Source organism: Kitasatospora sp. NPDC088346 (assembly GCF_044740765.1).
In the GTDB taxonomy this organism is placed as follows: domain Bacteria; phylum Actinomycetota; class Actinomycetes; order Streptomycetales; family Streptomycetaceae; genus Kitasatospora.
This window is the reverse complement of record NZ_JBIURH010000026.1, coordinates 19,215-33,100: the sequence shown is the minus strand read 5'-3', so window position 1 is coordinate 33,100 and position 13,886 is coordinate 19,215. Positions and strand designations below refer to the sequence as shown.

Annotated in this window: 14 protein-coding genes, 1 tRNA gene and 1 pseudogene; 5 read left to right on the top strand and 11 right to left on the bottom strand. The window is 73.8% G+C overall.

The annotated features are described in order from the left end of the window. Positions 1 to 7 precede the first annotated feature (7 nt). Both ACIOFR_RS27335 and ACIOFR_RS27330 read right to left on the bottom strand, forming a co-directional pair. Positions 8 to 436, bottom strand: a complete 429-nt coding sequence (locus ACIOFR_RS27335; RefSeq protein ID WP_401001724.1) for a hypothetical protein — start codon at positions 434 to 436, stop codon at positions 8 to 10. A 103-nt stretch (positions 437 to 539) separates the two neighbouring features. Continuing rightward, positions 540 to 932 carry an STAS domain-containing protein gene (locus tag ACIOFR_RS27330; RefSeq protein ID WP_401001722.1) on the bottom strand — a complete coding sequence of 131 codons (393 nt, stop codon included), beginning with the start codon at positions 930 to 932 and terminating at the stop codon, positions 540 to 542. Between the two features lie 883 nt (positions 933 to 1,815). Here ACIOFR_RS27330 and ACIOFR_RS27325 point away from each other — a divergent pair. Continuing rightward, entirely contained in the window at positions 1,816 to 2,271 is a 456-nt protein-coding gene (locus ACIOFR_RS27325) for a hypothetical protein (protein WP_401001720.1), read from the top strand. A gap of 50 nt (positions 2,272 to 2,321) precedes the next feature. Here ACIOFR_RS27325 and ACIOFR_RS27320 read toward each other — a convergent pair whose 3' ends face one another. From ACIOFR_RS27320 to ACIOFR_RS27305, 4 genes are all read right to left on the bottom strand, one after another. Then, positions 2,322 to 3,863 carry a hypothetical protein gene (locus tag ACIOFR_RS27320; RefSeq protein WP_401001719.1) on the bottom strand — a complete coding sequence of 514 codons (1,542 nt, stop codon included), beginning with the start codon at positions 3,861 to 3,863 and terminating at the stop codon, positions 2,322 to 2,324. 71 nt (positions 3,864 to 3,934) lie between these two features. Further along, the gene (locus ACIOFR_RS27315) at positions 3,935 to 4,564 is read right to left on the bottom strand and encodes a hypothetical protein (protein ID WP_401001718.1); all 630 of its coding nucleotides are present in this window, start codon (positions 4,562 to 4,564) and stop codon (positions 3,935 to 3,937) included. 251 nt (positions 4,565 to 4,815) lie between these two features. Beyond that, positions 4,816 to 4,888: transfer RNA gene (locus ACIOFR_RS27310), tRNA-Lys, on the bottom strand. Positions 4,889 to 4,999: 111 nt separating this feature from the next. Next, the gene (locus ACIOFR_RS27305) at positions 5,000 to 5,674 is read right to left on the bottom strand and encodes a DNA polymerase beta superfamily protein (RefSeq protein WP_401001716.1); all 675 of its coding nucleotides are present in this window, start codon (positions 5,672 to 5,674) and stop codon (positions 5,000 to 5,002) included. 149 nt (positions 5,675 to 5,823) lie between these two features. On the opposite strand from ACIOFR_RS27305, the gene ACIOFR_RS27300 reads away from it, so the two are divergent. Continuing rightward, complete coding sequence (locus ACIOFR_RS27300) at positions 5,824 to 7,056, top strand: DNA glycosylase AlkZ-like family protein (RefSeq protein WP_401001715.1); 1,233 nt, start codon at positions 5,824 to 5,826, stop codon at positions 7,054 to 7,056. Positions 7,057 to 7,073: 17 nt separating this feature from the next. Here ACIOFR_RS27300 and ACIOFR_RS27295 read toward each other — a convergent pair whose 3' ends face one another. Beyond that, positions 7,074 to 7,748 (bottom strand): transglutaminase family protein, encoded by a 675-nt coding sequence (locus tag ACIOFR_RS27295; protein ID WP_401001713.1) that lies wholly within the window; start codon positions 7,746 to 7,748, stop codon positions 7,074 to 7,076. 97 nt (positions 7,749 to 7,845) lie between these two features. On the opposite strand from ACIOFR_RS27295, the gene ACIOFR_RS27290 reads away from it, so the two are divergent. Both ACIOFR_RS27290 and ACIOFR_RS27285 read left to right on the top strand, forming a co-directional pair. Beyond that, positions 7,846 to 8,595 (top strand): SDR family oxidoreductase, encoded by a 750-nt coding sequence (locus tag ACIOFR_RS27290; RefSeq protein ID WP_401001712.1) that lies wholly within the window; start codon positions 7,846 to 7,848, stop codon positions 8,593 to 8,595. A gap of 56 nt (positions 8,596 to 8,651) precedes the next feature. Next, complete coding sequence (locus ACIOFR_RS27285) at positions 8,652 to 9,359, top strand: tyrosine-protein phosphatase (RefSeq protein ID WP_401001711.1); 708 nt, start codon at positions 8,652 to 8,654, stop codon at positions 9,357 to 9,359. Here ACIOFR_RS27285 and ACIOFR_RS27280 read toward each other — a convergent pair. Further along, a complete protein-coding gene (locus tag ACIOFR_RS27280; RefSeq protein WP_401001710.1) occupies positions 9,349 to 10,485 on the bottom strand; it encodes a low temperature requirement protein A in 1,137 nt (378 codons plus the stop codon). The two genes, ACIOFR_RS27285 and ACIOFR_RS27280, sit on opposite strands and share 11 nt — an antisense overlap. A gap of 74 nt (positions 10,486 to 10,559) precedes the next feature. Then, positions 10,560 to 11,804, bottom strand: a complete 1,245-nt coding sequence (locus ACIOFR_RS27275) for an SLC13 family permease (RefSeq protein ID WP_401001709.1) — start codon at positions 11,802 to 11,804, stop codon at positions 10,560 to 10,562. A gap of 95 nt (positions 11,805 to 11,899) precedes the next feature. Between ACIOFR_RS27275 and ACIOFR_RS27270 the strand changes: the two genes are divergently transcribed. Then, positions 11,900 to 12,196 (top strand): hypothetical protein, encoded by a 297-nt coding sequence (locus ACIOFR_RS27270; RefSeq protein ID WP_401001708.1) that lies wholly within the window; start codon positions 11,900 to 11,902, stop codon positions 12,194 to 12,196. A 73-nt stretch (positions 12,197 to 12,269) separates the two neighbouring features. Here ACIOFR_RS27270 and ACIOFR_RS27265 read toward each other — a convergent pair whose 3' ends face one another. Beyond that, complete coding sequence (locus ACIOFR_RS27265) at positions 12,270 to 13,103, bottom strand: TIGR02452 family protein (RefSeq protein WP_401001706.1); 834 nt, start codon at positions 13,101 to 13,103, stop codon at positions 12,270 to 12,272. Between the two features lie 189 nt (positions 13,104 to 13,292). Beyond that, positions 13,293 to 13,886 (bottom strand): annotated as a pseudogene (locus tag ACIOFR_RS27260) (RNA helicase); the annotation flags it as partial.

Here is a 13,886-nt window from a genome sequence, read left to right as displayed (position 1 = left end):
GGACCGCCTATGCCGTGGCCTGGAGCCTCTGCCAGGCCACGGAGGCCGCCGCCGGGGCCCACCCGTACACCTGCCCGGGGCCGACGTACAACACGTTGCGGATCTGGTTGTGCGGCCCCCACCCCGTTTGCCCAACCGCCAGCACGAAGGCTCCCGGCGGTGCATGCCAGCCCTGGAACCAGGCGTCCTGGACCGCTCCGCTGTCGCACCACCGGACGCGGGCCTTCGATCCGCGGCGCGCGCGCTGGTAGACGGACTCCACCTGCAGCATCCGCACCCCGGTCGGTCGGCGTGCTTCCCGCTCTCGCAGCATCCAATCCCACTGCGCCGCCAGCGCCACCCGCTCCCGTCGGCGACGGGAGCGGGTGGTAACGACCACGAGGGCGACCAGGCCGCCGACGAACAGGACAGGCAAGATGGGGGCGATCGTCTCCACGCCTCCATCTCTATCAGCATCCGCTGGCCCCGCCGGCCCTGGCACTCTCCCCGGGCGGGGTGGGACGGGCGGTGACCGGACCCGGCGCGAGGGCCGGAGGCGGTCAGTCGAAGGGCGGCAGGCACACCAGCCGCGTCAGCCGCGCCACCGCCGGGCTCGGGTGCCGCAGGACCAGGCTCCAGCCTTGTGCAGTCGCTTCGGCCTGGGCCTCCTGGAGGGCCGAGAGGCCGGCGCAGTCGAGGAACGCCACCTCCGAAAGATCGACATCGACCCCGTCGGGGCAGGCGCGGGCGATCGTCACCGGGGACTCGGTCAGCCGCTCGGCGTCGTAGAGGTCGACCTCGCCGCGCAGGACGGCGCGGACCCGTTCGCCGGCGCCCACGGCGAGGGCCAGGTCGAGCTGTCCGCCCGCCAGGACGCGCGCGCCGAGATCCCCTGCGGGCCGAATCGGGTCCGCTGCCACCGGCCGCACCTCCCACTCGGGTCGCTTCATCATGTCCATGCCTTCTATGCCCGCTCCAGTTCCGGCGCAGGGCCGTCGTCGCCGATCAGGTCGCCCGTGACACCCAGCTCCCGATCAATGACGTGATGATCAAGAGGTCACCGGCCCTCCTACGCCGTCGGCGGCTGGTTCCGCACGGGCTCGACGGAAGCGGGATCGAAGAGAATGTGCCGCAGGGGCGCGGATTCGTCCGCGGAGGCTCGGACCGTCGCCGTCCACCGCGCGCCCGGATCCGCGGGCCGGTGCCAGGCGACGAGGCGGGCGAGGTGCCACCTGCCGGCCACTCCGATCCACACCGGCAGCCATGGGGCCGCCGTGGAGCTGAGGCTTTCGGCGCCGGGAGCACCGGTCTCGACAGCATCCGAGCGGGGCGGCCCAGCGGGAGGCGGCACCTCGACGATCGACACCGGGTCGTAGGGCAGAAGCCCCCGGTCGTGCTGCGGATCGGGTCCCCACGTGACGGCCGCCGCCCAGCCCGATGACGACCGTGGGTCCGGGGCCCACCCGTCGAGGAGACCGACACGCCACCGGCCGTCCACCTGCACGCAGACCGCCCTCCACGCGGGCATCGGCTGTGCGCCACGTCGGCCGCCAGGAGGCGGGGGCGGTGTCACGGGTACGTTCACCCCTTCATGGTCGCCCAGGACGGTCCGGCCCCGCCGTCACCCGGACGGACTTTGCCGGCGGGCTGCTGGGCACACCTGCGCGTAGTGTCGATCGTCCACCAACGGAAGGGCTGGCGGCCATGGCACAGCAGGAGCCGAATCCGGACCCCAGTGGGCAACCGCGACCCGGGCCAGGCGGCCCGGTTCCGCCAGCGCAACAGCCGGGCTGGGGGCCTCAGCACGGGTACGGTGCGCCACCCCCGTCGCCACCGGTGGCGAAGACCTCCCGGTTCGGGCGCGGCTGCCTGGTCGGCGGCTGCCTCGGAGTCCTGCTGGTCGTCGGGGTGATTGTCGCGATCGTGGTGGCCGTCGGCGGGTCCGGCAGCGGGCCGAGCAGTCCGGCATCCTCGTCCGCGTCCGGCCCGCTCACTGGGTCCAACAACACCGACCATCCGCCGGCCGCAGACGTCACCGTGGCAGGCTGCGAGACCAATGCGGCGAAGTTCCCCGTCGCGCACCTGGAGATCCGCAACAACACCTCGAAGGCGTCGACTTACTTCGTCTCCGTGGAGTTCACCAACCCGTCCGGCACCCGGCTCGGGGAGGGCATCGTCTCCTCCGCGGCTGTCACGCCCGGGCAGCTCGTGAAGACCGACGTCTCCGACATCGTCGAGGTCAGCGGCGCGATCCAGTGCAGGGTCACGCGAGTGGACCGGGTCGCCGCCTGACCAGGGCGCACGGGTGACCGGTGGGCCGCCGACCCACCGGCCGCGGCGGTCTACTCGTCCGACTCCACCTCCGCGGACACGGTCCAGTCAACCTGACCGATGATCCACGCCGGGACGGCCCAGACGCCGTGGGCGTGCGAGAGGCCGCGCCCGTCCACGGTCACCTGATAGGCGTCCGAACCCTGGACACCGTCACGGCTCCCTCCCCACCAGGAGTCCGGGTTGTACGTAAACTCGACCGAGGCGTCGGTGTAGGTGTCCCCCTGGTGGAAGGTCAGGTCGACCCTCGTGTCTCCGTCGCGCTTCGTTCTCACCTCGATCCGGGCGCCGGTCCCGGCAATGGCCCCGTACTCGTCCGTCGAGGGATCGCGCAGAACGTCCTCGTCCAGATCGAGGCCCGGAACGCAGCTGAGTGCCTCGGCGAGTTCGGTCACACCGTCGTCGTCATCGCCGTACACCTGCTCCGCGAGCATCGCGACGGAGTCGGCCTCCGCCGCAACCTTGGTGATCACGGCATCGGTGAAGTGGAAGCTAAGCTGCGCCCGGACCAGGACGTTGTCGTACGGGACGATCTCGGGCTGGGCTTCCTCATCATCGAGCATCCACGCGACCGCCGCTTCGCCCTCGGCCAGGAACATCGCCGTGGCGTACACGATGTCGTGCTTGGCCACGCCGAGTTCGCCGGGACGGCCGGCGACGGCCGGGTCGTGGCCGTCCGGTGTCTCAGTGGATACGTCACGTTCGAGGACGATGTCGTAGAGACCCGCCAGTGCGACCAGGCGGGTGACGCTCGGGCTGAGGACCTGCACGTCGGGCCCGTCGCGTTCGATTCTCCGGGTGACCGCTGCGGCCAGCCCCGTCGTGCGCCCGATGTCGAGGTTCGTGGTGCCGAGGTTCTCCACAGGCAGTCCGCCGAGCAGGTAGCGCAGTACGGAGAGCCGCGCGTGATCGTCGTCGACCGTCACGCCGAAGAGGCTCTGGCGAAGCTTCTCCCTGGTCCGGATCGGCGGCGCGGGCTTGTTCCAGGCCACGAAGGCTGCGGCGACGTCGCGGTCAGCGGAGACGATCAGGAGCTCCTCCGGCGGCAGCTTCTCCAGCACGGCCCTCAACCAGGCGCTGTCGGCCGCCCCGGTCTTGGTCTCGCCCTTGCGTTTGGCCGGCGGGCGCAGAAGGATCTGGTCCTTCAACGCCTCTATCGCGCTGGACTCGGTCAATTCGATGATCTTCACATGGGGGGTCGAGGCGATCTTCGCGAGGGCCGCGTCGATCACCGCCTCGCGGCTGTCGTAGGCAGGCTCGGGCGCTTCCAGTCCTGCGCGCCGAAGGCTCAGGCGCTCCTCCCGCACGGCGGACTTGGTCTTCTGCCAGTCCGTGGCGAGGTGTTCGGCCCACTCCCAGGCGACCGGCAGGGGGACCCACGTCTCCTTACCGATCGCCGCGAGCCGTTCAGCGATCCGCGCCAGGTTGCCGAGGTCCGGCTTAGCAGCGCTGTAGGCGTTGGCGTCGAACACGACGGCCTTCAGCCGGTCCCGGTCGGGACCGCTCAGCCGGAGCTTCGCGTCGTCTTCAGATGTGGAGGTGTTGCGCGACATGTACGGGATTGTCCCAGACTGGGGGACAAGCCCGTAGGGGATTTCCCGGACTTGGCTCGGGGTCGTCCCTGTCAGTCGCCTTCGGCCTTGGACAGGAGGCGACCGGCCAGTTCGGCGTCGGATCGCAACGCGACAACGAACGCCTGCGGAACGTCCTCCCCGTCGTGGCGCTGCCCGCAGGGACACGGGGACCACTTACCGGATTCGATCCGGTCCGCTGCCTGCTCTGCCAACTTCTGGACCTCGGCGAGCAGGTCGAGGTGGATCTCCATGAGACCGGAATCCTTACTGTGCAGCAAGGCATCGCCCAATTCGACCGAGAGGTCGAACGCGTGGTGCTGGCTGCGGGTCGCGCCGTTGGGGCCGGCCCATTGCGCGATCTTGGCCAAGGCCATGACGAGCCGGCCCGAGACCCACGGCGGAACGGCGACGGCGCCGTCCCGCGCGCGGACGGGACGCACCGCCACGGCCTGGTCGTCGCCTTCCGCAGCGCGGGCAATCGCGTCCGCGACGCCCTCCGGCGTCAGGCACTGGACGGCGTCGTCCATGTCGAGCCCACTGCCCTCGGAGACGTTCTTCGCGAGAACCTCCGCCACGCGTCTCACAGCAGCGGGCTCGGCGCTCAGGCCCATCGTCAGCAGCACGCCGGCGCTCTGCGCAACGAGCGTCTCCAACGCGTTCCCGTCCCCGGTGCTGTCCACGCCTCCACCCTACCGGTGGAGGGCGGGGGCCGTTGTAGCACTCCAACAAGAGACGTCGTCGCACGAACGCCCAGCTGGCGACACGAATCGGGAGGCTTTCTGACGCCCGGTCAGACAGTGATGTGGCGGGCAGGCAGTGGCGGACACATCATGGTCACACCCATGGCTGTACACGGTCACAATCCCGGGTCGCCAAATGTAAGGGAATGGAAAAGGCCCAGGTCAGATGGATCTGACCTGGGCCTTCACGGTGGGGCGCCAGGGGCTCGAACCCTGAACCTACGGATTAAAAGTCCGCAGCTCTGCCAATTGAGCTAGCGGCCCGCCGACCGGCGCCGATCCGCGAGGATACGGCACCTGCGGGGCCGATCCTACCTGGTGATCACGCCGTCGTGGCCAACAGTATTTCCGGCCGCGTCACGGCCCGGGCGGAGCTCACCCGGCGGGCGTGTAGTGGACCGCCCGGACCTGGCGCAGCCAGGCCTCGACCGGGGTCTGGTCGGGGGCGTCGGGCAGGACGCCGGGGCGGTCGAAGCGGGCCTCGGCCTCGGCCAGCAGCGCGGCCGCGTCGTCGGGGGTGCGGGCGAAGCGCTCGCCGAGGGCGCGGACCCGCTCGGGCTCGGCGAGCCGGACGGTCAGCTCGCCGGTCTCGTGCAGGGCGAGCCCCTGCCCGACCAGGCGGACCAGGTGCCGGGCGTGTTTGGCCGCCCGGTCCAGGCCCTGCGGATCCGACCGGTCGCGGCTGCCGAGCTTCCTGAACTGCTGGGCGGCGTAGCCGAGATAGGAGTTGCGGACGGCCTTCGCACTGAGGAAGGTGCGCCGCAGGGCGATCAGCTCCTCGCCGAGGTCGGTCCGCACCTCGTACAGGTCCGCGGGAAGCCAGACCAGTTCGGAGGCGGTCGGGTTGCAGCCGAGGGCGAGGCGGCACCACTTGGCGGCCTCGTGCAGGGTGCGGTCGGGTGCGGTGGTGACGTGCGACTCGGCGGGGCTGTGCAGGCCGTGGAGTTCGGCCGTGGGGACGGCGTAGAGGCCGAGCCGGTCGATGTCGGAACCGGCGTGCGCGAGCCCGTACGCGGTGGAGCCGACGATGCCGGAGAGCAGGACGTGCACGGGTGGTCGCCTCCTCGGCGGTCGGGGCCGGGCGGGCCGCAACGGCCGCCGGTCATCCGGCAGTTTCCCCCGGACCGCCGCTCCGGGTCGAACGAATTGTCGGCCCGTCGCTGCGTGCTCCCGCCCGGCCGCCCGCCGATACTGGCCCCATGGCGAACAGTGGGACCCCGGCGGACACCGGACCGGACCTCGAACCCGGGCCCGACCCGGCCCTGACGGTGAAGCTCCGCGCCTGGTGGGCGCACCGGCAGTGGCTGGACGGCGCGCACGAGGGCGCGTCCGCCGCCGAGGTGCTGGCCGCGACCGGCTGGGCGCGCTCGGTCGGCGGCGCGGCCCCGTACCTGGGACTGTTCGCCCGCGCCGGGCTGGACCGGGCGGCCGTGGACGCGGCGGTGGAGGCGCTGCAGGTGCACGAACTGCCGTCCGCCCGGGGCTGCACGTACGTCCTGCCGGCGGCCGACTTCGCGCTCGGGCTGGCGGCCGGGGCGGCCGCACCGGAGGCCGACATCGCCTCCGCGGCCAGGCACCTGGGCGTGACGCAGGACGAGGTCGAGAAGCTGTGCCTGGCCGTCGCCGGCGCGCTGTCCCCGGACCGGCCGCTGGATCCCCCGGCGATCCGGGAGGCGGTCGGCGACGCCGTCCGCGGCCTGGGCGAGGCCGGCAAGAAGCGCGGCCTGTCGACCACCCTCCCGCTGGCGCTCGGCCTGCTCCAGGCGCGCGGCCGGATCCGCCGGGTGCCCACCAACGGCCGTCTGGACCAGCAGCGTTACGGGTACGTCGACTGGGACCAGCCGGTGAAGGGGTCGGCCGCCGAACTGGCCGACCGCTACTTCTCCTGGGCCGCGCCGGCCTCGGTCCGGCACTTCCGCTGGTTCTCCGGCTTCACCGCCGCCACCGCCAAGGCCGCCCTGGGGCCGCTGGAGCTGACCGCCGTGCCGGGCACCGATCTGCTGATGCCCGCCGAACTCGCCGAGGAGTTCGCCGGGTTCCGGCCGCCGGCCGAGCCCCGGTACGCCCTGCTGGCGGGCATCGACGGCATCCACCTGCTGCACCGCGACCTGTCGCGTCTGCTCGACCCGGCGGACGCCGGGCGGCCGGTCCCCGCGGCCAGGGAGGGCCGGGTGTTCGGTTCCGAGGCGGATCCGCAGACCCACGTCGTGGTCGACCGCGGCCGGATCGTCGGGTTCTGGGAGTACGACACCGAGCGGCGGGAGATCGTGCACCAGCTGTTCGTGCCGCTCGACGACGCGCTCCGGGAGGCCGTCCGCCGCACCGAGGAGTTCGTCCGGGACCAGCTCGGCGACGCCCGCGGCTTCAGCCTGGACTCACCGAGGAGCCGCGCGCCGAGGATCGCCGCGATGCGGGCGGCCGCGGGCTCCTGAACACGACGGCGGCCGGGTCACAGCTCGGCCGGCAGGTAGTAGCCGTAGCCGGTCCGCCCCGGTTCGGCCGCGGCCAGGGCGGTGCGCAGCCGGTCCGGGGTGGTGGGGTGGACCGTGTCGTACCAGTACTCGCCGCGCGCCGGGTCGACCGGCCAGGCGAGGCGCTCCGCGGCCGGGTCGGTGGCGAACCGCGCGTCCACGCCCGGCTTGTTGCCGCGTGGGTCCAGCCGCACCCACGCGCCGCCGCCCGCCGGCTGCGGCCAGTGCGCGGCGACCATCGCGTGCAGCACGTCCAGCCGCTGGTAGCACAGCCCGGCCGGGATGCCCTGGGCCCGTAGGACGGCGGTCAGCAGGTGGGCCTTGCCGTGGCAGATCGCGTCCCCGGCGGCGAGGACGTCCGAGGCCCGGTACGCGCCGCTCCACCGGCCGAGGTCGGCGGAGTGCGCCACCCGGTCGCGGACGTGCTCGAAGGCGGCCCGGGCGCTCTCCGCCGGGTTGTCCCGGCGCAGCCGGCCGGCGAGCGCCCGGATCTCCGGGTGCCCGTGGTCGATCACCTCGTCGGCGGCCAGGTAGTCGGCCGGCTCGGCGGAGGCGGCCCGCAGCCGGGGCGGTCGGGGCGCGGCGGTCGGGGCGGGCCGCGGCGGGAGCGGCCGGGTCGGGGCGGGCCGCGGCGGGGGCGGTTCGGTGGTCATGCCGGCCATCGTGGGCGACGCGCGGCCGGGCCGGCCGGGAATTCCGGTATGTGGGCTACGGTCGGGGGCGGTTGGCCGTCAGCGCGAGGGAGTCAGCATGCCGTCCGAGACCGTCCTGATCACCGGCGGTGGCCGCGGCATCGGCGCCGCCACCGCCCGGCTCGCCGGCCGGCGCGGGTACCGGGTGTGCGTCAACTACCGCAGCGACGAGGCGTCCGCCCGCGCGGTGGTGGACGGGATCCGGGCCGACGGCGGGACCGCGGTCGCCGTGGCGGCCGACGTCAGCCGGGCCGCCGGGGTCGAGCGGCTGTTCCGGGCCGTGGACGAGCAGTTGGGCCCGCTCACCGCGCTGGTCAACAACGCCGGCACGCTGGAGCGGCAGGCCCGGCTGGAGGAGCTGGACGAGGACCGGCTGGCCCGGATCTGGGCGGCCAACATCACCGGGCCCTTCCTGTGCGCCGGCGCCGCCGTCCGCCGGATGTCGACCCGCCACGGCGGCCGGGGCGGCGCGATCGTCAACGTGTCCTCGGCCGCCGCCCGCCTCGGGTCGCCGAACGAGTACGTGGACTACGCCGCCTCCAAGGGCGCGCTGGACAGCATGACCCGGGGCCTGGCCCTGGAGGTCGCGGGCGAGGGCATCCGGGTCAACGCCGTCCGCCCCGGGCTGATCCACACCGACATCCACGCCCTGGGCGGGGAACCGGGCCGGGTCGACCGGGTCGCACCACAGCTGCCGATGGGGCGCGGCGGGCGGCCCGAGGAGGTCGCCGAGGCCATCCTCTTCCTGCTCTCGCCGGCCGCCTCGTACGCCACCGGCACCTTCCTGGACGTGGCCGGCGGCCGTTGAGGCACAGGTCGGCAACGAGTCCCCGGCAGGCCGTCCGCCGGCGCTAGCGTGAGGGCATGACCGACCACGGGTTCGACGCTGCCGTTGCCCTCCTGGACATCCCCGACGTACGGAACTTCCGTGACGCCTCCTGCGGCCGGCTCCGGCCCGGCCTGCTCTACCGGTCCGCCGCCCTCTCCGGCCTCACCGCCGAGGGTGCCCGGCGGCTGCGGGCGCTCGGCATCCGGACCGTCGTCGACCTGCGCACCCACGCGGAGCTCGCGACCGCCCCGGACCTGCACCACGACCTCGGCCACCGGTACCTGCACGTCCCGCTGCTCCCGGACCGCCTCGATGCCGAGAACCCGTGGCCCAGCGACCAGTTCGCGGTCTACCGGCTGATGGCGGAGGTCGGCGGAGCGGCGGTCGCCGCCACCGTCCGCGCGCTGGCCTCGGGCGGCGGTCCGGTGCTGGTGCACTGCGCGGTCGGCAAGGACCGCACCGGCCTGACGGTGGCCGTCCTCCAGCACCTGGGCGGGCTGGACCTCGACGAGATCACCGCGGACTACCTCCGCTCCAACCCCGGGCTCGGCCTCGACGCCGGGCCCGTCCCCTACCTCGACGAGTTCGGCGAGCAGCACCTGGCCCACCCCGCCGTGGCGGACCGGCTGCACACCGCGCTGGACCGCATCCACCAGTTGCACGGCTCGATCGAGGACTACCTGGCGGCCCACGGCGTGCCCCGCGACGAGCTGGACCGCGTCCGGGCGCTGCTCACCGCGTAGCGGCCGGGGCCCGCTCCCCGGCCGCCCGTTCCTCGTACCCGACGGCCGCCGCGAGCACCGCCGCCGCGGCGGCCACCTGGGCCAGCGCGGAGACGTGCGTGCCCAGCGGGATCGTCGCCGCCACCGCGGCGGCGGCGATCACCCGGACGGTGTTCGGGGCCAGCGTGAGGGTCCGCCGGATCGCGGCGTTGGCGACGAGGAAGAGCGCCGCCCCGCCGGCCAGGGCCGTGGCCGGGGCGGTGGCGAGCTCCTGCGCGGGGTGGGCGAGCGCCGACTTCGCGCCGGTGGCCAGCAGGATCACGCCGAGCAGCAGCACGTAGTGGCCCATGTTGTAGACCCGGATGGCCAGTTGGTTGCGGCGGGCGCCGGGCAGGGCGGCCAGGTAGCGGCCCGCGTACTCGTCGTCGTCCCGGCCGAAGTACGCCCACCACAGGGCCACGCAGACCGCCAGGGACAGCACCGCCGCCCCGACCAGCGGGGCGGACATCTCGGCGTCCCCGGCACCGACGCCGATCGCGATCACCGACTCCCCGAAGGCGACGATCATCACCAGCCCGTGCCGCTCGACGAAGTGCGGGGCCCGCAGCTGGAACCGCGGCAGGTCGACCAGGTACGGGATGGCCAGCTGGACGCCCACCGAGGCGCCCCAGAGCAGCAGTTGGGCGGTGCCCTCCAGGTAGCCCCCGGTGACCACCAGGGCGGCGTTGACCAGGTTGAGCGCCCCCATCCGCAGCACCGAGTCCAGCGGCACGTCCGCGCCGGCGAACATCCCGGTGTGCACGGCGACGACCAGCAGGTACGCCAGCCCGAAGGCCACCCCGCTGCCCTCGAAGGCGTGCGGGACGCTCAGCGCGACCACCAGGAAGCCCGCCATGCCGGTCAGCAGCAGCCCGCGCCGCGGGTGGGTGGTCGGCGGCATCGCGTTGGTGAGCCAGATGAACGCGTCGTACATCCACCAGATGACCGCGAGCATCACCAGAACCCTCGCCAGCCCACCGGCCGTGAGGTGGTGGGCGAGGCTCGCGGTGAGCTGGGTGACGGTGAAGACGAAGACGAGGTCGAAGAACAACTCCAGCGGGCTGACCCGGAGATCGGATTCGGCCCGGTGTTCGAGGTCGGTGGTCACAGGGGCGAGTATGGATCAAGGGAGGCGTCCGGCGCGGGCCGTCCGGCGGAAAACCGGATCGGAGGGCGGCCCGGCTATCCCAGGACGCCCAGCCCGAGCCACAGCGCCGTCGTGGAACCGACCACCGTCAGCGGGACGGCCAGCACCCCGAGTCGGGTGAACGTCGACAGCTCGGCGAGCCCGCCGACCACGCCGCGCCACAGCAGCGTGGCGAGCGAGCCGACGTACGTCAGGTTGGGGCCGAGGTTGACGCCGATCAGGACGGCCAGCACCGGCCCCGCGCCGGCCGGCGCCGCCAGCGGGACCAGCGCCAGGGTGGCCGGCAGGTTGTTGATCAGGTTCGCCAGCAGCGCGGCCACCCCCGCGACGGCCAGCAGGGCGGGCAGCCCGTCACCGGTCGGCAGCCACTCGCCCAGCCAGTCGCCGAGCCCGTTGGCCACCACCGCCTCCACCACCACGCCCAGCGCCAGCACGAACAGGCAGAACGACAGCCCGGCCGCCCCCACCAGCTCCCGGACGGTGGTGTCGCGCCGCCGCAGCGCCCGTGCCCCGATCGCCACCACACCGGCGAGGGCCGCCCACGCCGGGTTCAGCCCGAGCGGCGAGGCGACCGCGAACCCCGCCAGTGTCAGGCCGAGGACCACCAGGGTGAACAGCGGCACCGCCGGCCGCCCGGGCGGCGGCGGCAGCGGCGCGCCGGCCGCCAGATCGGCCCGGAAGAACCGGCGGAAGAGCACGTACTCCAGGCCGATCGCCACCGTCCAGGGCAGCGCCATCAACGCCGCGAACCGGGTGAAGCTCAGCCCGCTCGCGGTGAACGCCAGCAGGTTCGTCAGGTTGGACACCGGCAGCAGCAGGGACGCGGAGTTGGCGAGGTGCGCACAGGCGTACGCGTGCGGCTTCGGCCGGGCGCCCAGCCGGGACGAGGTGGCCAGCACCACCGGCGTCAGCAGCACCACCGTGGCGTCCAGGCTGAGCGCGGCGGTGATCACGGCGGCCACCCCGAAGACGCCGCCGAGCAGCCGGACCGGCCGGCCGTGGCAGACCTGGGCCACCATCCGCCCGGCCGCCTCGAACAGCCCCTCGTCCGCACAGAGCCGGGCCAGCACCAGGATCGCGGCGAGGAACCCGACCACCGGCAGCAGCTCACGGGTCTGCTGCCAGGCGTCACCGGGTGGCACCGCGCCGACCACCAGCAACAGCACCGCCGCGGGCACCGCCGCCACCGCCTCCGGCCACCCCCGGGGCCGGACCACCGCGAAGCCCAGCACCAGGACCAGCAACAGGACGGAAAGGGCTTCGGCGGCGGCAGTGCTCATCCCGCGAGCATCGCACGCGGGCACGGCGGCGCCCCGCCCCGGACCGGGCATAGGCTCGCAGGACGGCACCACCGGACGGGAACCAGGAGCGCACCATGGCAGGCATCCCCACCTCGGCGATCGCGGCGGCCGGCCTGATCGGCGGCTACGGCACCGCCCGGGGCACCGGACGGCGCGAACTGGGCGGCGCCGTCCTGGCGACGGCCGGGGCGGTCGCGGCGGTGCGCTGGCGGCGTTCCGCCGGCACACCCGCGGCGGCCGCCCTGACCGGCCTGTACGTGGCCGCGTTCGGCGGCTCGCACCCGCTGGCCCGGAGCATCGGCGCCTGGCCGGCCGTGCTGACGGTCACCGGCGTCGTGGTGGCCGCCTCGGTGCTCACCACCGGCTCCTGACCGCCGGGCCGGGCCGAGCGCGCCGCAGCCGACCCGTTCGCTCAGCCGACCCGCCACTCAGCCGACCCGCCGCTCAGCCGACCTGTTCGCCGGCCGGCCCGAAGCGGTCCTCGAAGGCCGCCCGGTTCGCCGACACCGGCGCGCGGTCCCAGACCGCGAAGACCACCCGGTCGAACGCCGCACCGTGCTCGGTCAGCGCGGTCTCGAAGGCCTCCGCCACCACCGCGGGGTCGTTGCGGAACACCCCGCACCCCCAGGCCCCCAGCACCAGCTCCCGCACCCCGTGCTGCGCCGCCACCGCCAGCACCCGGTCGGCCCGGGCGGCCAGCACGCCGCGCACGTCGACCGGCTTCCCGGGCGAACGCAGCGCCAGCTGGCCCGCGTTGGGCGCCGGCGAGGTCAGGAACGAGACGGTGTACGGCTCCGCGAGCAGGTCGCCGTGCCCGTCGCGGACCACCGGGACCCGGGGGGACCAGATCACCCGGTGGCTGTAGCGCAGGTCGGTGGAGGCCCGGTGGGCCTCGTAGTAGTCGGGGGCCTCCAGCAGGCAGCGGTACAGCAGCGCCGACCGGCAGAGGTCCTCCTCCTGGGCCTTGGCCCCGCGCAGGTACCCGCCCCCGGGGTTGCGCGCGGAGGCGAAGTTCAGCACCGCGACGTGCTCGCCGCCGCCCTCGGTCAGCCGGCGCGCGGCCTGCATGCTGCCCTCGGAGGTCACCTCGACCGGTCCGCGCAGCGGCCCGCGCTCCCCGCCCCGCAGCGGCTCGTCGGACCCGTACGAGACCGTCCCGGCGCGGGCCAGGGCGAGCGGCTCGCCGATCCCGACCGTCGCCCCCGCGCGGGTGCGGTAGGTCCCCCGCTCGGCGATCTCCTCGTTCTCGACCGCCACCTGATGCATTCTGCTGCTCATACCGGCGACCGTACGCGAGGCGGGGGCGGCCCGCCACCGAGTTGTTCTCATTCGGAGAATGCGAGGCCCGCGGCCAGGCCCGCAGCCAGGTCCCCCGCCGGTCGCGGGCACGCAAAAGGCCTGGGGCCGACCCACCGGAGTGGATCGGCCCCAGGCCTCAGTGCGGTGGCGCGGTCGCGCCGTCAGTCGTCAGCTCTTCCAACGCGGCTTGCGGTCGCCGCCGTTGAAGCCGCCCGAGCGGTTGTCGCGGTCGCCACCGAAGGAGCGGCCACCCGGACGGTCGTCGCGGTTGAAGCCCTGCGGGCGGCCACCGGAACGGTGGTCGTCGCGGCGGGCGAACGGACGGCTGCTGCCGGCGCCGCGGTCACGGTCACCGAACGACGGGCGGTCGCCGAACGAGCGGGCCGGACGGTCGTTGCCGAAGGAACGGCCGCCACGGTCGTCACGGTCACGGTTGCCGAAGCCACCGGTGCCGCCACCGCGGTTGTCACGGTCACCGAACGAACGGGCCGGACGGTCGTCACGGTTGAAACCACCGGAGCGGTTGTCCCGGTCACGGTTGCCGAAGCCACCGGTGCCGCCACCGCGGTTGTCACGGTCGCCGAACGAACGGGCCGGACGGTCGTCACGGTTGAAACCACCGGAGCGGTTGTCCCGGTTGAAGCCACCCGAACGGTTGTCACGGTCACCGAACGAACGGGCCGGACGGTCGTCACGGTTGAAACCACCGGAGCGGTTGTCCCGGTTGAAGCCACCCGAACGGTTGTCACGGTCACCGAACGA

Coding starts and splice junctions, on each gene's coding strand:
- ACIOFR_RS27330 (WP_401001722.1), bottom strand. CDS start 932: ATGATGAAGCGACCCGAGTGGGAGGTGCGGCCGGTGGCAGCGGACCCG.
- ACIOFR_RS27320 (WP_401001719.1), bottom strand. CDS start 3,863: ATGTCGCGCAACACCTCCACATCTGAAGACGACGCGAAGCTCCGGCTG.
- ACIOFR_RS27300 (WP_401001715.1), top strand. CDS start 5,824: ATGGCGAACAGTGGGACCCCGGCGGACACCGGACCGGACCTCGAACCC.
- ACIOFR_RS27295 (WP_401001713.1), bottom strand. CDS start 7,748: ATGACCACCGAACCGCCCCCGCCGCGGCCCGCCCCGACCCGGCCGCTC.
- ACIOFR_RS27290 (WP_401001712.1), top strand. CDS start 7,846: ATGCCGTCCGAGACCGTCCTGATCACCGGCGGTGGCCGCGGCATCGGC.
- ACIOFR_RS27285 (WP_401001711.1), top strand. CDS start 8,652: ATGACCGACCACGGGTTCGACGCTGCCGTTGCCCTCCTGGACATCCCC.
- ACIOFR_RS27275 (WP_401001709.1), bottom strand. CDS start 11,804: ATGAGCACTGCCGCCGCCGAAGCCCTTTCCGTCCTGTTGCTGGTCCTG.
- ACIOFR_RS27270 (WP_401001708.1), top strand. CDS start 11,900: ATGGCAGGCATCCCCACCTCGGCGATCGCGGCGGCCGGCCTGATCGGC.
- ACIOFR_RS27265 (WP_401001706.1), bottom strand. CDS start 13,103: ATGAGCAGCAGAATGCATCAGGTGGCGGTCGAGAACGAGGAGATCGCC.